The 21143-nt window shown below is 63.6% G+C and carries 17 protein-coding genes; 8 read left to right on the top strand and 9 right to left on the bottom strand.

Annotated elements, in window-relative coordinates:
- Positions 1-312, top strand: a 312-nt coding sequence (locus tag GNZ12_RS15195; RefSeq protein ID WP_235993743.1) for a LysR substrate-binding domain-containing protein, incomplete at its 5' end; no start/stop codon positions are given.
- A 146-nt stretch (positions 313-458) separates the two neighbouring features.
- A complete protein-coding gene (locus GNZ12_RS15190; protein WP_172311098.1) occupies positions 459-1277 on the top strand; it encodes a helix-turn-helix transcriptional regulator in 819 nt (272 codons plus the stop codon).
- Positions 1278-1379: 102 nt separating this feature from the next.
- Here the strand turns inward: GNZ12_RS15190 and GNZ12_RS15185 are convergent, their stop codons facing one another.
- Positions 1380-2321 carry a LysR family transcriptional regulator gene (locus GNZ12_RS15185; RefSeq protein ID WP_172311097.1) on the bottom strand — a complete coding sequence of 314 codons (942 nt, stop codon included), beginning with the start codon at positions 2319-2321 and terminating at the stop codon, positions 1380-1382.
- 240 nt (positions 2322-2561) lie between these two features.
- On the opposite strand from GNZ12_RS15185, the gene GNZ12_RS15180 reads away from it, so the two are divergent.
- The 3 genes from GNZ12_RS15180 to GNZ12_RS15170 all read left to right on the top strand — a co-directional run bounded on the left by GNZ12_RS15180 (position 2562) and on the right by GNZ12_RS15170 (position 5664).
- Positions 2562-3761, top strand: coding sequence for an amino acid aminotransferase (locus GNZ12_RS15180; protein WP_172311096.1), 1200 nt, complete (start codon positions 2562-2564; stop codon positions 3759-3761).
- Between the two features lie 75 nt (positions 3762-3836).
- Positions 3837-4628, top strand: a complete 792-nt coding sequence (locus tag GNZ12_RS15175; RefSeq protein WP_172311095.1) for a class II aldolase/adducin family protein — start codon at positions 3837-3839, stop codon at positions 4626-4628.
- Positions 4629-4680: 52 nt separating this feature from the next.
- Positions 4681-5664, top strand: coding sequence for a 2-dehydropantoate 2-reductase (locus tag GNZ12_RS15170; RefSeq protein WP_172311094.1), 984 nt, complete (start codon positions 4681-4683; stop codon positions 5662-5664).
- Between the two features lie 98 nt (positions 5665-5762).
- Here GNZ12_RS15170 and GNZ12_RS15165 read toward each other — a convergent pair whose 3' ends face one another.
- The 4 genes from GNZ12_RS15165 to GNZ12_RS15150 all read right to left on the bottom strand — a co-directional run bounded on the left by GNZ12_RS15165 (position 5763) and on the right by GNZ12_RS15150 (position 11233).
- Positions 5763-5954: a hypothetical protein gene (locus GNZ12_RS15165; protein ID WP_172311093.1), complete on the bottom strand. Its 192-nt coding sequence runs from the start codon at positions 5952-5954 to the stop codon at positions 5763-5765.
- A 19-nt stretch (positions 5955-5973) separates the two neighbouring features.
- Complete coding sequence (locus GNZ12_RS15160) at positions 5974-7692, bottom strand: FAD-dependent oxidoreductase (protein ID WP_172311092.1); 1719 nt, start codon at positions 7690-7692, stop codon at positions 5974-5976.
- Positions 7693-7867: 175 nt separating this feature from the next.
- A complete protein-coding gene (locus GNZ12_RS15155; protein ID WP_172311091.1) occupies positions 7868-9820 on the bottom strand; it encodes an AI-2E family transporter in 1953 nt (650 codons plus the stop codon).
- Positions 9821-9952: 132 nt separating this feature from the next.
- Positions 9953-11233, bottom strand: coding sequence for a DUF445 domain-containing protein (locus tag GNZ12_RS15150; protein ID WP_172311090.1), 1281 nt, complete (start codon positions 11231-11233; stop codon positions 9953-9955).
- A 305-nt stretch (positions 11234-11538) separates the two neighbouring features.
- Between GNZ12_RS15150 and GNZ12_RS15145 the strand changes: the two genes are divergently transcribed.
- Genes GNZ12_RS15145 through GNZ12_RS15135 form a run of 3 tightly spaced genes read left to right on the top strand, consistent with a single transcriptional unit; the run spans position 11539 to position 16174 of the window.
- Positions 11539-12681, top strand: coding sequence for a metallophosphoesterase family protein (locus tag GNZ12_RS15145; RefSeq protein WP_172311089.1), 1143 nt, complete (start codon positions 11539-11541; stop codon positions 12679-12681).
- The gene (locus GNZ12_RS15140) at positions 12678-15302 is read left to right on the top strand and encodes an AAA family ATPase (RefSeq protein WP_172311088.1); all 2625 of its coding nucleotides are present in this window, start codon (positions 12678-12680) and stop codon (positions 15300-15302) included. The genes GNZ12_RS15145 and GNZ12_RS15140 overlap by 4 nt, the downstream gene beginning before the upstream one ends.
- Positions 15303-15346: 44 nt before the next feature.
- Positions 15347-16174 (top strand): alpha/beta hydrolase, encoded by an 828-nt coding sequence (locus GNZ12_RS15135; RefSeq protein ID WP_172311087.1) that lies wholly within the window; start codon positions 15347-15349, stop codon positions 16172-16174.
- A gap of 93 nt (positions 16175-16267) precedes the next feature.
- Here the strand turns inward: GNZ12_RS15135 and cobJ are convergent, their stop codons facing one another.
- Genes cobJ through GNZ12_RS15115 form a run of 4 tightly spaced genes read right to left on the bottom strand, consistent with a single transcriptional unit; the run spans position 16268 to position 21112 of the window.
- Positions 16268-18112: a precorrin-3B C(17)-methyltransferase gene (gene cobJ, locus GNZ12_RS15130; protein WP_172311086.1), complete on the bottom strand. Its 1845-nt coding sequence runs from the start codon at positions 18110-18112 to the stop codon at positions 16268-16270.
- The gene (locus GNZ12_RS15125) at positions 18100-18831 is read right to left on the bottom strand and encodes a precorrin-2 C(20)-methyltransferase (RefSeq protein ID WP_172311085.1); all 732 of its coding nucleotides are present in this window, start codon (positions 18829-18831) and stop codon (positions 18100-18102) included. Before GNZ12_RS15125 ends, cobJ begins: the two co-directional genes overlap by 13 nt.
- Positions 18832-19458 (bottom strand): precorrin-8X methylmutase, encoded by a 627-nt coding sequence (locus tag GNZ12_RS15120; protein WP_172311084.1) that lies wholly within the window; start codon positions 19456-19458, stop codon positions 18832-18834. It abuts the gene before it with no gap.
- A complete protein-coding gene (locus tag GNZ12_RS15115) occupies positions 19451-21112 on the bottom strand; it encodes an oxidoreductase (protein ID WP_328806012.1) in 1662 nt (553 codons plus the stop codon). Before GNZ12_RS15115 ends, GNZ12_RS15120 begins: the two co-directional genes overlap by 8 nt.
- Between the last annotated feature and the right edge of the window lie 31 nt (positions 21113-21143).

The following is a 21143-nucleotide window of genomic DNA, read 5'->3' as shown; positions in this document are numbered from 1 at the left end:
GGAGTGCCCCATCCTGGGCGGTGGGTGTTGACGTCTTCCGACGGCAACGAGATTGCGGTGAACGTGGCAGGGCGCTTTGACAGCAATCAGGTGGCTGCCGTGAACGCCGGTGTGCTGGGCGGGATGGGGATCGGGGTGGCGGCCTTCTGGCAGATTCAGGATTGGGTCGAGGCAGGACGGGTTGAGGTTTTGCTGTCGGATTACCAGTTGACACCCTTGCCGTTGCATGCGATGTGGGCGAAAACGCGGCGGTTGCCGCAGAGGACGCGGCTGTTGGTCGATTTCCTAGCGGTCAAATTGGGGGCGCTGTAGTTCTTTTCGTCCGCAGCAGGGTTCGTGTGAGCTCTGGGGGCGCCAGGCAAACTGCGCCGCCGTCAGCACCGCGCAGCAGCAGGTGCAATGGGCCAGTGTGCTACGCTTGCCAGACCGAAACCCACGCACTGCGACTCGCCTTTATCATGCGTTCCTGGCGCATCTCGACACCGCCCCGCAGCGGGCACATCAACACGGCGCGTGTTACCGACCTCGTCATGTCGATTTCACATGCCGACCCGGACGCGCTTGCTGCAAGCATTCTGAAAACCGTTGGCGACGCGCTTCCCGTTTCGCAGTGCACGATCTTTGCCTACGAATTCGACGCGAGGCCGCGCACCGTCTCCGCCGCCGACCATCGCGGCGGCCGGTTTCTGCGTGATGTCGCCGACCGCTACGCTACGCACTTTTATGCGCTCGACGGTAACCGCGCCATCGTCGGCCGCCCGCAAGCCAGGCAGTCGCACGAAGCGTTAGTGCTGCATCAGCAGCAAAGCGAAGAAATCGAAAACGAAGCCTATCGCGCCGCGTGCTACGCGCAACCCAACGTGTCCGACCGGCTATCGTTGCTCCTGCAACCCATGGAGCGTGTCTGGCTGTCGATCAATCTGTATCGTGACAGCGCCTACGGCGTGTTTCAGCCAGGTGAACTCGAGCATGTGGAAAGCGTGGCGCATCTGTTTGCGCATGCCGCAAAAAGCCATTACGCCCTCAAAGGGCAGCATCAGCAAGGCACGGCAGCCGCGATGCTGGCACGCGTCAGACGCGCCTGCCCAGCGCTGACGCCGCGCGAGATCGACGTGCTGCGCGGCACGCTCGAAGGCGCGAACGCCGCCGAGATTGCCGAGCAAATGGGCATCAAGGCTACCAGCGTGATTACGTATCAGAAGCGCGCTTACGCGCGGCTGGGGATCTCCAGCCAGCGCCAGTTGTTCGCGCTATGTCTGCTGCCTGAGCGGTCCTGATCCGGTGTGCCGACGTTGTGGCCGTAGGTTGGCTATGACGCAGATGATGGGCAGCCGAAGAAGAGTCGACCCGCCGAAGCGCAATTGAACTCACCCCGGCAATCACCCGCGCTTCGCCCGCGCATCGGCCTGCGTCTCACGATCCCAGCGCTTCAGCCATGGCATGATGAATTCCGCGAAACCGTCCGCGGGCGGTGACAGCGCGCGTTCAGTCGAGCGATACACGCAGACCTCGCGGATGGTCTCCGGATCGACGATCCGCTTCATCACCAGACCGAAGGTTCGCGCGAGCGGCGCGACGTAGGCGGGCGCGAGTGTCACGGCAAGCCCCTGTGAAGCGAGGCCGAACGCCGTCGTGACGTTGTCGACCACGTCCACCGGAATGATGCGCGCCTCGACCGGCAGATTAGCCAGCATCTGTTCGACTGCGCGCTCGTGATCGCGTCCGGTGGCAACAATCGGCACGTCGCGCAAATGCTGCCACTGCACCCGGCGCCGTGCGTTCAACGGATGGGTCGGGGCGCACCACATCACCCACGGGCTCGCGAAGGCCGGATCGCACCGCACCCGCGTGCCGCTCTGGCGATCCGGGCCGATCGCCAGATCCACGTCGCCACTTTCCACGCGCTCCACCAGCTGTTCGACCACGGTGTCGCAAATGCGCACGACCACTTTCGGTTTGTCGCGCGCATACTCGGCGATGGCCGCCGGCAGCGCGGTCGCCGCGAGCACCAGCGGCGCGCCGACGCGCACGATGCCGGCTGCGCGATTGCGGATGTCGTCGGCGGATTGGGCGGCGGCGCGCACATAGCGCAGCACCGATTCGGCCGAGGACAGAAAATCCTGCCCCGCGCTCGACAGATTGACGCGCCGCGTCGTACGGTCGAAGAGGCGAAAGCCCAGTTCCGTTTCCAGTTCGGCCAGCAACTGGCTGACCGCCGACGAGGTCAGCCCGAGCCGTTCCGCCGCCGCTCCGATGCTGTGCAAATCGACGATGGCGAGAAACGCTTCGAACTGACGGATGGTGACGCGTGTGAGTGGCATCAGGCGATTCTAAAGAAAAACTTACTAATCGTGAAAAATCGATTGATTGTATGCAGCGAGCCATTGGCCGAGACTTGTCCTGGTCGACGCGAAGCTGGAAACCCGCTTAGACTTTCGTCTCGCCCACGCGGCTAAGGCCAGGCTGCAACTCCGGCTGCAACAGTCCACATCCAGGGCGGCATCCAGGGTATACGCAGGCCACAGCCAGGCCACACGCGGGGCTCCACTCAAGGAATTGCCATGTTCGACCACATTCCCGCCTATCCGGGCGACCCGATTCTGAGCCTGAACGAGGATTTTCAACTCGATCCGCGGCCCAACAAGGTCAACCTGAGTATCGGCATCTATTTCGACGACGCCGGCAAGCTACCGGTGATGGACGCGGTGCGGCAAGCCGAAACCGCGCTGCTCGGTTCGATCGGCCCGCGCTCCTACCTGCCAATGGCGGGCCTGCCGCTTTACCGCGACGCAGCCCAGGCGCTGGTATTCGGCGCGGACAGCGAAGCGCGTGCAGCGGGCCGCATCGCGACGTTGCAAACCATAGGCGGCTCAGGTGCACTGAAAGTCGGCGCGGATTTTCTGAAGCGCTATTTCCCGGCCTCACAGATCTGGATCAGCGATCCGAGCTGGGAAAACCATCGCGTGGTGTTCGAAGGCGCGGGCCTCACGGTCAACACCTATCCCTACTACGACGAACAGACCGGTGGTCTGCGTTTCGCCGACATGATCGACACGATCGGCCGCTTGCCGGAACAGAGCATCGTGCTGCTCCACGCGTGCTGCCACAACCCGACCGGCGTCGACCTGAGCCCGGCGCAATGGGCGGAACTGGTGCCGGTATTGCAGCGCCGCAAACTGATTGCGTTTGTCGACATGGCCTATCAAGGTTTCGGCGCAGGTCTCGAGGAGGACGCCGCCTGCGTGCGCCTGCTCGCCGATGCGGGTGTGCCGTTGATCGCCGCCAATTCGTTTTCGAAGAATTTCTCGCTGTACGGCGAGCGTTGCGGCGCATTGAGCGTGGTATGCAAGAGCAAGGAAGAGGCGGCTCGCGTGCTCGGTCAATTGATGTCGACGGTGCGCGCCAATTACAGCAATCCGCCGACGCACGGCGCACGCGTCGTCGCCAATGTGCTGATGGACACGTCCTTGCGTGCGTCATGGGAAGCGGAGCTCGCCTCCATGCGCGAACGGATTCTCGCCATGCGCGGCACGATCCACGAAGGCCTTGCAGGCCGCGTCGATGAAGTCATGCGCGCACGTTACGTCGCGCAGCGCGGCATGTTCACCTATACGGGTTTGAGCGAAGCCCAGGTTGAGCGGTTGCGCAGCGAATACGCCGTGTATGTGCTGCGTTCGGGACGTATGTGCGTCGCCGGCTTGAATGCGCGCAACGCCGATTATGTGGCGTCGTCGATCGCGGCGGTGGTGGCGGGCGCATAACGCCTGTTGCCCGCAACGGCCAGACATAACGAACGACAAGCGAACGACAAGCGAACGATAACAACGGAGACCCTGATGACGACTCTTGAAATGCAACCGGCGAGCCCACCGAAGTCCGCCGCGATGCATCCCGACGAATGGCAGGCGCGCGTGCAACTGGCGGCGTGCTATCGCATCTTCGATATGCTCGGCTGGACCGAGATGATCTACAACCACATCACGTTGCGGGTACCGGCGAGCGTCAGTGGCGGCGAGCGCCACTTCCTGATCAATCCGTTCGGCCTGCACTACAGTGAAGTGACGGCGAGCAATCTCGTGAAGATCGACGCGCAAGGACGCGTGCTCGACAACTCACCGTATCCGGTAAATCCCGCAGGTTTTGTCGTGCATGCGGCGATTCACGAAGGCTTGCCCGATGCGCACTGTGTGATGCACACGCACACCACGGCAGGCGTCGCGGTGGCCTGCCTCGAAAATGGCCTGGAGCAAACCAACTTCTATAGCGCACAGTTGCATGACCGCATTGCGTATCACGACTTTGAAGGCATCACGGTGCATGCGGAAGAAGGGCCGCGTCTGCTCGAACATATCGGCAACAAACAGGCGGTGATCCTGCGCAACCATGGCCTGCTTGCATGGGGTCATACGTTGCCGCAGACTTTCGCTATTCTGTGGACGCTGAACCGCGCGTGCGAAATCCAGATGGCGACGTTCTCGATGGGCCGTGCGCGGCCGGTGCCGGAAGAAGTGGCGATTCGCTGCACACGCGACGCGTTGCAGTTCGATCCGCGTCACGGTGCGGGACAGGATGTGTTTGACGCGTTAGTGCGCCGCGTGGATCGCATCGACGCGAGCTATAAGGATTGACGCGAACATCGAGGCGAAGATTGACTTGAGAATTAATGCAAGGATTGAAGCGATGAAAGTAGGAATCTACGGTGCCGGCGCGATCGGTGGCTGGATGGGGGTGAAGCTTGCGCAGGCCGGCCACGACGTGAGCGTGGTGGCGCGCGGCGCGACGCTCAGTGCGTTGCAGCAGCACGGCTTGCGTCTGATCGAAGGCGGCGTGACGCACACCGTGACGGTGACGGCGAGCGAACAGCCGGCGGATCTTGGCGTGCAGGACCTCGTCGTGGTGGCGGTCAAGGGCCCGGCCATGGCGTCGGTGGCGGCGCATATCGCACCGCTGCTGAACCCGCAGACGACCGTGCTGACAGCGATGAACGGCGTGCCATGGTGGTTCTGTGACGGACTCGGCCGCGATTTCGCCGGCAAGCGGCTGACGTCGATCGATCCTGACGGCGCGATCGCCGCGGCGATTCCGACCGCACAGACGGTGGGCTGCGTGGTGCATGCCAGCTGTCTCATCGAATCGCCAGGTGTCATCAGGCATCATCAGGGCAATGGGCTGATCGTCGGCGAGGCGTCGGGGCAAGCGGGCGAACGCGTCAAAGCGCTGACCGCCACACTGGCTGCGGCGGGTTTCAATGCGTCGATGTCGGAGCAGATTCAGCGCGATGTCTGGTACAAGCTGTGGGGCAACATGACCATGAATCCGATCAGCGCCATCACCGGCGCGACCACCGACCGGATTCTCAGCGACGAACTGGTGCGCAACTTTGTGACGAGCATCATGCTGGAAGCGAAGGAGATCGGCGCGCGCTTCGGTATTCCAATCGAGCAGGCACCGGCGGATCGCCACGAGGTCACGCTTAAACTCGGCGCGATGAAAACCTCGATGCTGCAGGATGTGCAGGCCGGCAAGGCGGTCGAACTCGATGCGCTGGTGGCCGCCGTGCGTGAACTGGGGCAGCTTACCGATGTGCCGACGCCGTACACGGACGCGTTGCTTGGACTCGCGCGCCTGCACGCGAGCACCTTGGGGTTGTATCCGCGACAGTGAACGGTGGTACGAAAAGAATCCGCCCCGGGTTGTCAACGGGGCGGTTTTTTGTCGCCTTATGTCTTACCTCGTCGGCGTTGCGCCGTACCCCCGCCGCATTACGCAGACACTGCGGAAGACTGCGGCAGCTTCGCCGCCTCGATCAACGACAACGCCCGCGGCGTGTCGTCGAGTTCCGTCATGCATAGCAGCGCAAGGCGTGCCAGATACAAGGGCGCTTGCGCTTTGCCTTCAGCGGTCAGTGTCTTGCAGAGCGTCGTGTAGACGAGATCGAGTTCGCTATCGGTCATGGTTTGGGTTCCTCTTGCGTCAATTCGTCAGACTGGCCGTCACGGCGCTTTGCACGTTCGCTGCATTGCCGTTGCGCCAGCGCGCGAGCACATGACCGTCCGGCCTGATCAGGTAGACGGTGCCCGGTGTCGCGTCGAGCATCTCGTGCAAGCGGCCCGCCGGATCGACCACATGCGGGGCGGTGGCGCGCGGCGCATCGCTGGGGATCAGCGTGATCGCTTTGAACGGAATGCTGTGTTCGCCGAGCGCATAGTGCAATTGCTGCCATGCTTCGTCTTGCGTTACGTCCGCGCCGAAGCGAAATACGGTGAAGCAGGGTCCAAGCAGATCGGTGAGATGGATATCCATCGCTACGCCGTCGCACATGCGTTGAAGGCGGCACTCCGGCAGTACCGTGCCTGGCGCCGGACCTTTGACGAACGCGCCCGATGCAACAGCCGCGACCTGATTGAGCGGTGACTGGGTATACGCAATCGCATGCGTCTGCCGCGGATTGATCAGCGGCCGCACGGCGGGATGACGCTCGGCAAGTCCTAGCACTGCGCTGCGCATCAGGTCGAATGCGAACGACGGCGGCGCCATGAATTCCGTGCTCTTCATCCCGTAGCTCAGATTCTCACGCGCCGCGAAAACACGCTCGTCGCTGTAGCTGTCAATCAGGCGGTCCGACGCAATGCCGTTGACCACGCAAGCGAGTTTCCAGCCGAGATTGTCGGCGTCGTCGATGCCGGAATTCGCGCCGCGCACGCCGAAAATCGGCACGAGGTGCGCGGCATCGCCCGCGAATAGCACCGAGCCGTGGCGGTAGCGTTCGAGCGTCAATGCGTTGGCCTTGTAGACGGTGATCCAGATCGGCGACCATTCGCCCGTTTCGCCCATCGAGTCGAGCACGCTCTGCACGCGTGGCATCACGTTTTCGGGTTGGACCGCGGCCTCCGGGTCTTCATCGTCGCGAAGCTGGTAGTCGATGCGCCAGACGTTGTCGGGCTGCTTGTGCACCAGCACCGTCGAGCCAGGATTGGAGGGCGGATCGAAATAGGCGAGACGCTCGGTGGCCCGCTCGCTCTTCAGTTCGATATCGACGATCACGTAACGGCCTTCGTACGTCGTGCCGGTGAGCTTGAGGCCGAGCGCCTCGCGAATCGTGCTGCGGCCGCCATCACACGCGACGACCCAATCCGCGTGCATTTTCCAGTGGGTGTCGCCGGTACTTAGGTCGAGCGTAGCGCCGGCGGTGCCGTCGTCCGCCTGCTGTTCGATACCGGTCACGCGGGTTTGCCACCGGATGTCGATCAGATCGGCATGCTGTTCCACTTCGTCAAGCAGCAACTGTTCGATCTGGTACTGCGCGATGTTGATCATCGGCGGGAGCGATTGCTCGTCGTCCTGATGCATGGCGAAGCGGAACACCTCGGCATCGCGGTAGAAGCTGCGGCCGCCCGTCCATGGCAGGCCTTTTTGCAGGAAGCCGTCCACAGCGCCCAGGCGTTTGAAAATCTCCAGGCTTCGGCGCGAGATGCAGATCGCGCGGCTGCCGGTGCAGACACCGTCGTCGGCTTCGATCAGCACTGAGCGCACGCCCTGGCGGGCCAGCGCGAGCGCCAGCGTCATGCCGACCGGACCGCCGCCGACAATCGCAACGGCGCGCCGCACGGGGTCACGCCCGTCGACCAGCGGCGGCACCACGCCCGCATAGTGACGAGGCGTGAACGGATAGGGTTTGAAGCTGCGGCTCATGCGTGTCTCCTGGATCTTCGAGGCCGATGGATTGCCCGCCGGCGCTTGAGTGCGCTCTGGAGGCGGTGCGAATCGATAAGTGAAGTATGAAGGAGGGGTGGCGCGTGGCTGTCCTCATTTTGGGTACATCGCACCGGCGCATCACTTCAATCATGCAGGGACCGTGCAGACGACCTCAATCCGCCCCGGCCGCATGCGAAGGCTGGCGCGTGTACTGCACGCTCCCGGCCACGAGGCATTCCTCGATCATCGCGCGGAACGTCGGCGCCGCATGCGAAGCGCCGGTCGAGCCCATCTCCGGGCCGCCTTCCGGCGCGCCGCCAATGCCGACCACCAGCGTCGCCCTTGGCCGCCATTCGCGCGTACGCCGCAGCATATTGCGCAGATACGGCGGCGAATCCGGCGCGTCGAGCGAGATGATGCAGATGATCGGCGCGTCCTTGAAGCTCGGTTCGTCGGCATGCGCGCTGCGATAACCCGAGTGCGTGGCCATCATCGGCGCGAGTCCCTGGCGGCCAAGCAATTGCACGGCGATCGCGGTGGTGACTTCGTCGAATGCGCCGCGTCCGGGTACGCACAGCACCGACGTCCTTTGGCTTTCATGGCGCGACTGCAGGCGATCCGAAATGGGGCTGTCGTGCCGTTCCGAAAGGTCGGCCGATGCTGAAGCCAATATCGCCCCAGCCGAGTCGGCCGGTTCCGTGCGCGACAGGCGGTCCGGCAGTCCGTCGGCGATTTCCAGGTTTTCGACGATATCGACCAGTGCGTCATTGATCCGCGCCAGCTGCTCGGGCATCAACACGCCGCGCATCGCATCGTTACGCGCGAGCTTGAGACCCTCCAGCGCGACATTGTCGTAGTAATCGATCAGTGACATCTCCCGCAGCAGGCGCTCGGCCTGCACGATGGCTTCGTGCGGATCGTCTGCCAGAAGCCGCTGATAGAAGGTCTGCGCGGGTGTCAGTGCGGGCTGGTCGCCCAGCAGCACCGTGAGAAAGTTCAGGCGATCGGCGTAGCGGCCCAGCGTGACGACGCACAGCGTGAGCGGCGTGGACAAGACAAGGCCGATCGGCCCCCACAGCCAGCTCCAGAAGATCGCCGCCACCACGACCGCCAGCGGTGACAGTCCGGAGCGATGACCGTACAGCAGCGGCTCTGCGATTTGCCCCGCCACCAGATCGACGACGATGAACAGGATCAGCGTATAGACCGCCATGGTCCATTGCGGCTGAATGGCGGCAGCGAGAAAGACGGCAAGAATCGCGGCGATCCAGATGCCGATGTACGGCACGAAGCGCAGCAAGGCAGCAATTACGCCGAACAGCAGTGCCCCCGGCACGCCGATGATCGCCAGACCGATGGCGATGATCCCGCCCGCGCTGAGGTTCACGCCCAATTGCGCGACGAAATAGCGGCTCAGCCGCCCGGCGGCGTCGTTGATCGCCGTGGTGGTGCGGTGCAGATCGCGCGAGCCGAACAGACTGATCAAACGGTCGCGCAGATCTTCGCGTTGCAGCAGGATGAAGATCGTGACGACCAGCACGATGAAGGTGGTTTCGATCGGCGCAATCGCCGGTGACAGCGCGCGTTGCGCGAGTTGCATCGGCGTGAGCGACGGCTCGTGCACTTCGACCGGGGTCGGCACCGGGGGCGCATTGCGCGCCGCGCGTCCGGTGAGGCGCGGCGGGCTCGGCTTGCTCGGCGCGACGCGTTGCAGCGTGGCGGCGGCGCGGCTCATCAGCGAATCGGCCCGGCCGACGGTTTTCTCCTGCACCGTCTCGATCTTTTGCTCGATCGCCACCTGATACTGCGGCAGATCGCCCGCCAGTTGCACCAGTTGGGCCCCGATCAGACCGCCGACCGCCAGCAAGGTGGCGAGGGCGAACAGCACGGCGATGAAGATCGACGGCAGCTGACCCATGTGCAAGCGCCGCAACGCCTGCACCAGCGGTGCGAGCAAAAAGCTGAGCAGCACGGAGAGCGTGATCGGGATCAACACCGCGCGGCCGAAGTACAGTGCGCACACCACCACCACGCCGGTAATGATCGACGCCAAACCATGCAGACTGGGCGTGCCTGGCGGGTAGACGCGGTTCGGCCGGCCATGCGGCGGTAATGATATTTTCATGAGCACACATTTCGATGTTGTGGCGCTGCCACTGTTACTGAGGGCGCGCGCAGAGGGCGGCAGTCAGGTAAAGCGCCTGAGCAATTCATATGCCTGGATTGTAGGCGCTTTGACGCGTGGCGGCCGCATCCCTTAGCCCATGTGCAAACGCAACAGTTCGAACAGCTGCGAACTCGCATACAGCAGCAAACCGATAAAGCCGCCCACAATCGTTCCGTTGATACGGATGTACTGCAGATCCTTGCCGATGTTCAGCTCGATTTGCCGTGACATTTCATGGGCGTCCCAGTTCTTCACTGTATCGCTGATGTGGCGCGTGAGGAACTGGGCGAAGTCGGGCGCCATGGCGCGCGCCGCTTCTTCCAGGTGGTCGTTCAGTGACTGACGCAGCGCCGGGTCGTGCGCCAGTTCGCGGCCGACCCATTGACCCATCGCCATCACTCTGGCGTGCAGGGCCGACTCGCTGCTTTGCAGATCGCGCTTGAGCCATGCGCGCAATTCGCCCCACATGTCTTTCACATACGTGCTGAGTGCTTCGCCTTCCACCAGATAACGCTTTAGTTCCTCGCCTTTCTGCAGGAATGCCGGATCACTCTTGAGTTTGACGATCAGCTTTTGCGCCGCGTCATCGAATTTCTGGCGAAGCTGATGCGTGGGGTTCTCGCTGATCTGCTCGAGCATCCGGTTCACCGCGTTGGCGATCGCTTCGGCGCCTTTTTCGCCGAGCCACACCGACGGCAGGATCATCTCCATCTTTGGATATTCGCTCTTCACCCACTCGACGATGCGCTCAGCGATAAACTCGCGCGCCTGCGGTTCGCGCAGTAGCGCCACGACCTGTTCGATGCCGGCGTCGAGCAGTTCCTGATGACGGCCGTCTTTGGTGAGCGTGTCGAGAATCGTGCCCATGGATTGCGATAGATCGACTTTGGCCAGCACGTCGCGCAACGCGTCCTTGATGAAGACCTGGATGCGTACGTCGTCGGTCAGTTCGAGAATGCCGCCCGTCAGTTTGACCACGTAGTCGCCCAGCCGCGCAGTATTGGCCGGTTTCGTCAACCAGCCGGTGACGCTTTGCGCCGGGTCGTGTTTCTGGATCAATCCGACCAGCGACGGCACGTCCAGAAACTTGTCCTGCACGAATACCGCGAGGTTGTCGGCAATCTTGTGTTTGTTCTTCGGAATAATCGCCGTGTGCGCGGAGACGATTGGAATCGGCACACGGCGAAACAGCGCGACCACGGCGAACCAGTCGGCGAGCGCGCCGACCATGGCGGCTTCGGCCACCGCTTTGATGCCGTCCACCCAGAGGCCACGCGGCATGAAGGCGGTCACGAGGAAAACGCAAGCGGCGGCCGCCAGCAGCAGTAACGGCGTGCGCTTGGCCTTCTTCAGTTCGGTCTCTTTGTTCATCGGCAGCAGGGCAGCGGGGTTCAATTCGATTGGAATGGTGCGGCGCGACTGGCGTGTTCGTCCAGAAACGCGAGTGTAGCGCCGCTGTTCGGGTCGTGCGGCACCGGCTTGGGGCATTCTTTGACCCGTAGGCGCGGTAACATCTGCGGTTAGACTGCGAGGCGCTCGCCGGGCGAGTGGCTTGAGCTAGCGCTGGAAGCGTGCTGAGCGAACCTCGCGCGGGCGCTGATGGGCTGCCTGATGAGCGCCGAACGAGCGCTGAATGAACATTGAGTGACGATGCAATTGAACGGAATGGAGGCAAAGTGATCAGGTTTCTGCACACCGCGGACTGGCAGATAGGCACACAATTCGGCCAGTTCGAGCCGGACGAAGCCGCGCACCTCGCGGAGGCGCGCTTCGAAACCGTGCGCCGGATCGCTGAGGAAGCGGCGGCGCGCAAGGTCGACGCCGTGCTGGTCGCCGGCGACGTATTCGACCTGCAGACCGTCTCGGACACGGTGATCCGCCGTTTGTTCGGCGCGCTGCAAGCGTTCTCCGGGCCGTGGATCATGCTGCCAGGCAATCACGATGCCGCGCTGGTCGAGAGTGTGTGGACCCGTGCGCAGCGCCTGAACTGCGTCGCGCCGAACGTGCGGGTGGTGCTCGAACCCGGCGTGGTGACGCTCGACGCCTGCCAGTGCGCGTTGCTCTGCGCGCCGCTCACTCAACGTATCACCTACGACGACACGACTGGCTTCTTCGACACAACAGAGACGCCGCCCGGCTATCACCGCATCGGGCTCGCGCATGGCAGCGTGAGCGGGATTCTGCAGGAGGGCATTGATTCGTCGAATCCGATCGCTCCGACGCGTGCCGCGAGCGCGCGTCTGGACTATCTCGCGCTCGGCGACTGGCACGGCCATTTTCGCGTCGACGAACGCACCTGGTATGCCGGCACGCACGAGCAGGATCGTTTCCGCGCCAACGATCCGGGCTTCATGCTCGACGTCACGCTGACCGAGCCAGGCGCCGTGCCGGCCGTCGAAGCGGTGCGCGTCGGTAAATATCAATGGCATCGTTGGGAAGAGACGATCTCGGTGCCGACCGATGTGGATTCGCTCAAGCTGCGCCTCGGCGCGTTACGCAGTCACGACGTGCTGCGGGTCACGGTAAGCGGCACGACCGCATTGGCCGAAGCCGAAGCGATCCACGTCGCGGTGGAAGAGACCCGCGCGCGGGTGCGTGCGCTACGCGTCGATCTGAGTGGCCTGCAGGTGCTGCCCACCGCCGACGACCTCGCCGAACTCGGCGCGCAAAGCGGCTACCTCGCGAAGGTGGTGGCGCGTCTGCGAGGCTTGCAGGAGGACCCGCAGTCCGACCCGCAACAGGTCAAGCGCGCGGCGGAAGCGTTGTTGCTTCTGGCGCGTTTTCAACGTGAACTGCCGCGTGAAGCGAGGTCTGCATGAAGCTGGAAAGTATCGCGATTCAGGAGTTCAAGCAGTTCACCGGCCGGCTCGTTATCGACGATCTGCAGCCCGGGCTCAATCTGTTCACCGGCCCGAACGAGGCCGGCAAGAGCACGATCGCCGAAGCGGTGCGAGCGGTATTCCTCGAGCGCTACAAGGCTTCGCATCTGAAGGACCTGCTGCCCTGGGGCAAGGCGAGCGGGCAACCATCGGTTGAAGTGACGTTCGATATGGACGGCACAGCGTGCAGGCTGTCGAAGCAGTTCGTCACCCGGCAGCGCTGCGAGTTGAAGATCGGTCAGACGGTGTTCGGCGAGGACGAAGCAGAAGACAAGCTCGCCGCGTTGCTCGGTTTTTCGCGTGCTGCGCGTGGCCCGCTCAAGGCGGAAAACGCGGGCGTTCCCGGGTTGTTGTGGGTGCAACAAGGCGGCACGCAGGAGGTACGCGATTCCACCGGGCACGCGGCGCAGTATCTGCGCGATGCGCTGTCGCAACTCTCGGGCGGCCATGAATCGGCGGGTGAGGATGCGCTGATCGCGGCGGTGCAGCGCGAGCTTCGGCAGTTGCTCACGGCGCGCACGCAGAAGTCCACTGGGCCGTTGGCTGAGGCCGAACAGGCTTTGGCGGCGCTGATTGTCGAACGCGACGATCTGGAGCAGCAGCGCCAGCAGTTCGACGAGAATATCGGGCGCCTTGCTACGCAGCAGGAAACCTTCGAGGACGCGCAACGCAAGCGCCCTTGGGAGCTTCACGAGCAGAGGGCCGTGCAGGCGCAACAACGCGCCGATGCCGCGGCGGAACTCGAGCGCAGTCTTCAGGGGCTGGCGCAGTCGCTGAAATTGAGCGATGCGGAACTGGCGCTGTCGGTGCAGCGGGAACAGGCTGCAACCGAACTGGAGGCGGCCGTTGCGCGCGAGCGGCAGCAACTCGATGCCGCGCGAGCCAACGTGTCGGCGGTTCAGCAAGAGCATGCGCAGGCTCAGGCGAGCGTGGCGAAATTCGAACAGGCGTATGCCGACGCCAGCCGCACCCACGAGCTGGCCAATGCCGCGGTAACCGCGGGCGATTTGCGCAGTCAGATCGCTCTGCACCGCACCGAGGGCGAGCGGCTTGAAGCGGCCATTGCAGCCGCCAGCCAGGCAAACGAGGCCGTGCTGGAGGCGACCCGCGCAGCAGCGGCGGTCGAGATCGACGCGGCGCAATTGAAGCGGCTCCAATCGCTCGATGCGGAACTGATCGTGCTGCGCGCGCGTACTGAAGCGGCGATGACGCGTATCGAATACCGGTTGAGTGGCGCGATTACCGTCGGCGATGCGAAGGTAAGCGGCGAGGGCGTGCTGCGGCTCGACGAGGAGAAGCGGATCGGTCTGGGTGAACTCGGCGAATTGCGGGTGATTCCGGGCGTGTCGGATCTGCCCGCGCAGTTGTCTGAGCTGGCGTCGCTCGAAGCCCGGCATGCGCAGGTGTTGCAGGCGCTGGGTGTGGCATCGCTGGGCGAGGCGGAGGCGAGGCTTGAGCAGTGGAAGGCGCTGGTCGCTCAGCAGAAAAGCCAGGCGAAGATTCTTGAGGTGCATGCGCCACAAGGCATCGACGCGTTGCGTGCAGCGTTGGCTTCAGCCGCTGCACGGCTGCAAACATCGAATGAGAGGCTGGCTCTATTGCCCGATGTGTCTGCGGCGCCACCGCTCGACGAGGCCCGCCGACATGCCGACATCGCGCGTGATGCATTGGAAGCCGCCAGAAAAGTGCTGACACAGGCAGCGGAAAACAAATCCACCGCGACGGCAACGGCCGAATCGCTCGCGGGCCAACTGCAGCGAAAGGAAACCCAACTGAGCGATGAAGCGTTTTGCCGCAACCGTGCGCAATGGCAAACGAAAATTGTTGAGCAGCGTGTGCAGGTCGAGGCGCTGAAGAGGCAACTGGAAGGACGCGAGCGCGAACTGGAAGCGGCGCGTCTTGACGATCCGGCGGCTGAAGCGAAACGCTATCGTGCGTCGGCGGATCTGGCGCGTAGCGAACAGCACGCACGACAAGTGCGGATCGCTGAGTTGCGCAGTCAACTGGAGACGGTTGGCGCGTCCGGGCTAGGGGAGCGTCTTGCGACGGTGAAGGCGTCGGTCGAACAGGCCACGCGTCGCAAGGACGAACTCGGCTTGCGTGCGAGTGCTTTGAGTCTGCTCGACGAGGTGCTAGTCGACGAACGCGATGCGGCCGTGGCGCAACTGCGTGCGCCGTTGACCGAACGGCTCGGGCACTACCTGAAGCGCATTTTCCCGCAGTCGACGATTGCGCTCGGCGACGATCTGAGTCCCGCGACGCTGGATCGTTACGGTCGTGCGGATACGCTCGATGCGTTGAGCTTCGGCACGCGGGAGCAACTTGGCATCTTGACGCGGCTGGCGTATGCGGATCTGTTGAAGGCGTCGGGCCGCCCGACTTTGCTGATGCTCGACGATGCCGCTGTGCATACCGATGCGGCACGGCGCGACGCGATCAAGCGCGCGTTGATCGATGCGGCTACGCGGCACCAGATTCTGGTGTTCACGTGCCACCCAGAGCTGTGGGACGATCTGGGTGTCAGGCAGCGGGCAGTTGAGGATTTGAAGGTGGCGGCGTAGGGGGCGTACGACGTTTTGATTTCGGTGAATGACTCGGGGACATCATGACTCAACACTATCGCGGCATGGAACAAGCGGCGCTGCGTGCGGCCTACGACAACGTGGCAGCGGTGGCCGACGTCACCGAGCGCATGCTCGGCTTTCAGGCGCGCAGCGCGGCGTTGTATGTCGCTGTGCCGTGCCGGCGTGATGTGGCGTACGGCCCGCGTCCCCGGCAACGTTTCGACTGGTTTCCTTGCGGCAGGCCTGACGCGCCAATTTTCGTGTTTATACACGGCGGCTACTGGCAGTCACGCAGCAAGGAGGATTTCGCATTCGTCGCCAGTGGGCCGCTAGGGCGCGGCTTCAATGTTGTGCTCGTCGAATATACGTTGGCGCCGGAGGCGTCGATGACGCAGATCGTCGGTGAAATCGATGCGCTGCTGGCGGCGCTGGCGGCCGATCGCGATGGACTCGGGACGCGCGGTCCCGTTTGCCTTGCGGGGCATTCCGCGGGTGGGCAGTTGAGTGCGCTTTACCGCACGCATGAGTCGGTCGTGCACGCCATGCCGATCAGCGCATTGGTGGACCTGGAGCCGATTGCGATATCGTGGCTCAATGAGAAGCTGCAACTGACGCAGGCAGAGATCAGTGCTTATAGCCCGATTCGGCATATCGGCAAAGGTGTGCCGATGACTGTCAGCGTCGGCATGGCCGAGTTGCCGGAGCTGGTTCGGCATTCAGAGGAATACGTGGCGGCGTGCCGGCAAGCGGGTGAGCAGGTAGAGTTCGTGCCGCTCGCCGGGTGCAACCACTTCACGATTCTTGAGGACCTTGCGCGGGCGGATGGGGTGCAAATGCAGGCGGTAGCGAGGGAGATGGGGCGAAAATAACGCACCGTGCCCGATCTTCCCGCAAACCGACAAAGCGGGTCGCGTTTGCTGAAAATACTGTTGCATCGAAATTGGGTGGGGTAAGCAGAGTGCTTACTCATACCAACGTGGCGTATAAACCCATTCCCCCCCATCGATGCCATTAGCAAACCCCCGCGTCGTCGACGACCCGACGATCACCATCGTCCGCATATCCACATCTGACGAACGCAGTTCGCCGAGCGTGATCGTCCGCAGTGTGCTGCCGGGTCTGCCGATATCGCGACCAAGCACAACTTTCGTTGCCGCCGCGCGATATTCCCGCACGATGTCCAGTGCTTTATCTAACTGCCAAGGTCGTGCGCGGGAGATCGGGTTATAAAACGCCATCACCAGATCCGCTTCGGCGGCATGCCGGAGGCGCTTCTCGATGATCGTCCACGGTTTCAGATTGTCGGATAACGACAGCATGCAGAAGTCGTGACCCAAGGGCGCGCCGGCTTGCGCTGCGGTCGCCATGGCGGCGGACACCCCCGGCACAATGGCGAGTTGGACCGCGCGCCAGTCTGCGTTCTTCGAACCGCCTTCTTCCAGCGCTTCAAGTACCGCAGCCGCCATCGCAAACACGCCAGGATCACCCGACGACACCATCACGACGGAACGTCCTGTGCTAGCGAGTTCGAACGCATGGTGCGCGCGCTGCATCTCTTCGCGATTGTCGGTGCCATGTACGTGTTGATCGGCGCGCAAGGGGCCGGCCATTTTCACGTAGGTTTCGTAGCCGAGAATATCGGTGGCTTCGTTCAGCGCTGTTCGAGCGGCCGGCACCATCAGGTCGGCGCTGCCGGGACCGAGGCCGATCACCGTCAAGCGGCCCCGTGTACGGCCAATCGTGTCCGGGTCGATTGCCAACGCAGCCAACGCGAGCGCAACCCTTGCGTTCGCGTCGTCATGCAGTGTTTGATAAGGGACGCGCAGCGCGGCATGCAGCAAATTGCTCGGCGGCTCGCCATCTTCCGGGCGCGGCTGAGCAAAACGTAGCGGCACGTTCAGGCTCGCCGCGGCATCGGCCAGCGCCGGGTCCGCCATGTGTTCAGAAGGAGCCAGCAATGCCGCGAGCGAAAGCGGCGCAAGACCGTGCGCGTCCAACGCCTCGCGCACAAGTGCAGCGACTCGCGCGCCTGAACCCGTCTGGGAATCTGAGCTGGAATTTGCGCCGTGGTCCGCGTTCGTAGCAGAGGGCGAGCCAGCACCTGCGCTGGCACTTCCACTTCCACTAGCACCAGCACCAGCACCGACACGCGCACCCGGCACAGTCACCGCCGCCACCACGCTCCGAGGATGGATCACCAACTCATCATCACGCCCATCCCACGCACGTGGCGTCACACGAATCGCCAGGCGTGCCGAATCAGAGCGCGGCAGTTGCGCCGCATCGAGCCACGGCGCTTCACCTTCGATTCGCGTGCTTTCACCCGCCAGCAGATCCGACACGAAGCGCTTGCCTTGCGCTATATCGGCAAGCGCATAGCCATCAGGCGGGTTAAGCACGCACGTGCCGAAGCGAAGTTCGCCACTCGTCGTAATGGCTGGTGACACAGCCAACGCAGCTGCAATCTCACGCGCCATCACGTTGACACCGGCAAGTCCGCCGAGCAACGGCACGACCGCGCTGCCATCTTCTGCAACGGCCAGCACCGGCGGCTCGACGCCTTTGTTCGACAACAACGGTGCAACGCAGCGAATCACGATCCCGGCTGCGCACAGCGCCACGATCGGCGTGCCGCGGGCATAGAGATCACACAGATGCGCGCCGAGCTCCGTGTATGAGACGTCAGCCTCGACTCGCCCCTGCAAGGCATGCACCTGGCAACCCGCATACCGCGTCTGAATACGCCGCGCGGTCGCCAGCGCGCCCGGACCGAGAATTACAATCGCGGGTGGCGTCAACCTTGCCATTTTTCCCCCGGCACCACGAGCAGCGAAAAATACGGCGACGCCATCGGATCGACTTCGGCGAGCGGCACAATGCGCTGATTGCCCATCGTCGCGCGTTCGACGTATAGCGCGCGATGCGCGAGCCCAAGCTCACCAAGCACGCGCCGCACCTTATCGAAATTGCGGCCGAGTTTCATGATGACGGCAGCGTCGGCATCGGCGAGGCGCCGGCGCAATTCGTCTTCAGGCAAGACGCCGGAGAGCACCGACAAACTCTGATTGCGATACACCAGCGGCGAACCGAGCACCGCCGCACCGCCGAGCATCGAACACACGCCGGGCACGACTTCGGCCTCGAAACGCGCCGCGAGGCGGTCGTGCAAATACATATACGAGCCGTAGAAAAATGGATCGCCTTCGCAAATCACCGCGACGTCGCGGCCAGCGTCGAGGTGACCGGCAACGATCTCCGCAGCGGTGTCATAGAAGTCGGCAATGATCACCTCATACGAAAGCGGCGGCTCGAGCGCTTCGGTCGTGACGGGATAAACGAGCGGCAGATGCTGTTGAGCGTCGTGCAGATGCGCCTCGATGATGCTGAAGGCGTTGCCCTTTTTACCCTTCGCGACGAAATACGCCACCACGGGTGCGGCTTTTAGCACACGCAGGGCTTTCAGTGTGATGAGCTCCGGGTCGCCGGGGCCGACGCCCAGTCCGAATAAACGTCCTTGCACGCTCATTTACTCGACCTCCGTCGCCAGCGCGTTCACAGCAGCGGCGGCCATCGCGCTGCCGCCGCGCCGACCGTGAACCACGACGAAGGGCACGCCGCGGCTGTCTTCAGCAAGCATTGCTTTCGATTCGGCCGCACCGACGAAACCGACCGGAAACCCGAGGATCAGCGCGGGTTTCGGCGCACCGTCATCGAGCATATCGAGCAGATGAAAAAGCGCGGTCGGCGCATTGCCGATCACGACGATGCTGCCGGCCAGATGCGGCCGCCACAATTCGAGCGCCGCGGCCGAGCGCGTATTGCCGAGTTCGCGCGCGAGCGCGGGCACGTCCTGATGCGTGAGTGTGCAGATCACTTCGTTGTTCGCGGGCAATCGTGCGCGCGTGATGCCCTGCGCCACCATGCCGGCGTCGCACAGAATCGGCGCGCCTTGTGCCAGCGCCGTGCGGCCTGCCGCGCCTGCGCCTTCGGAAAACTGAAGCTCTTCAATGACGTCGACCATGCCGCAGGCGTGGATCACGCGCACCGCGAGTTTCTCGAGGTCGGCGGGGATGCGCGAGAGATCGGCCTCCGCGCGTATCGTCGCGAAGGATTGGCGATAGATCTCCTGACCGTCGCGAATGTAATCAAGCATCTAAGGGTCTCCGGGCCAGGTGTGCCAATGGGTCGAGCATGTCGGCGGCCTGTTCGATCGTGAGTTGGTGCGCGACGCACGAGCCGAAACCCGGCTGGCCGTCGCGTCGATAAAGGTCGTAGAGGCCGGGCGCCGCGGCCAGCAGCGTGTATGGCGCGCAATGTGCGGCGGCGCATGAGCGCGGACAGCCGCTCAGATGGACATCGACGCCGTCGTGCAGGCGATCCGCTAAACGCAGCGCATCGGCTTTGGTATCGGCGAGGCTTTTTGCGCAGCCTGTGGAACCGGCGCAGGCGATCAAGTGCGTAATTGGCTGCGCGGGATCGCAGGCGAGGCCTAGCGCGTGCATTTCAGTGAGCACAGCGGGCGCGGCATCGGCAGCGATATCGGGCAGCAATACGCTTTGCCAGGGCGTCATGCGCAACGTGCCGTTGCCTCGCCGTTGCGAGAGCGTGGCGAGGCCGCGCAAGGTGGCGGCGTCGAGGCGTCCGAGCGGCGGTTGGCCGCCTACGTGCAGCATGCCTACGACTCGCTGAGCACGCGCGCCGAGTCGCAGCGTGGCATCGGCAGGTGTGGCGCGTTGCCAGTTTGCGAGCGACGTGTCGCGTGACAACGGAAAATCGACATACTTTTGAGCGTGCTGCAATAGCGTGTCGACGGAGTGCGTGGCAAGCAGATGACGCATGCGCGTGGCGTCGGCAGCGGCCAGATCGAGGAACGTATGCAGCAGCGCGCGGACAAGACCTGTGACCTGCGCAGGCAGCACGGCTGCGAGCGCGCCAGCGCTATCCGTGCGGGGACACTCCGTAGAGCCACGCGGGTCGGCGTATTCGGCAAGCTGGAACGCATCGGCATCGGCATCGGCATCCGCGTCAACCTCAACCTCAACCTCAACCTCAACCTCAACCTCAGCATCCGCATCCGCGTTCGCCACCCCAGGCGGACAACCCGCCAAACCAAACACAAATCGCACACCGTCTTCAGCTTGCGTCGCCGCCAGCCAGACATCATGCGGATGATCGAGCCTCGCAAGGCGCTCACCACCGTCGAGCAGTAGCGCGAACTTGGGTGACAGCGCCGCGAAACGCGGTTCGGTTTGCAGCAAGGTGAGCAGTTCGACGCTGAGCGGCCGCGTGTCGAACAGCGCAAATGGATCGCGCCCGGCAGTCGGGCTCACCATCAGATTGCGCACATCGTCCGCAGCGCTTGCTAAAATTGAGCCGGGGGCTTGTTGTGCGGTTGTCGATCGCGTATTTGAAGCGTCCGCAGCGCTGAACCGAGATGCATCTGAAGTATCCGCCGAGGCCGCGAGCGGCAAGCTGGAAGCATCCACCGCGCCGGTTGCCCGAACCGGCCCAAGACCCGCGTCAACCAGCGCCGCGATCAACGCCGCTTCATGCCCGCTTCGCACGCCACGCACCTGCAGATTCGCGCGATTGGTCAACTCGACCACGCCAGCCGCATGCCGGTCACTGACGTCGGCGATCACCGCAGCTTGCGCCGCGCTCAGCTCGCCGCCGGGCAATTTGATCCGGCAGATCCCACCATCGAGCGCGGCAACGATGCGCAGCAGCCCCGGACACGCCGAGGGCCGCAGCGCAAGGGCTGCGTCGGGCAAAGCAGTGGAGGGCGAAGCTTGATTCAAGACGGACACCGGGTTGAGCGTCGCGCGATGGCCCGAGCGC

Origin of the sequence: Paraburkholderia solitsugae, assembly GCF_013177695.1 — a bacterium.
In the GTDB taxonomy this organism is placed as follows: Bacteria; Pseudomonadota; Gammaproteobacteria; order Burkholderiales; family Burkholderiaceae; genus Paraburkholderia; species Paraburkholderia solitsugae.
Note: the sequence above shows the minus strand (reverse complement) of the source record. Positions and strands in the feature narration are given on the sequence as shown.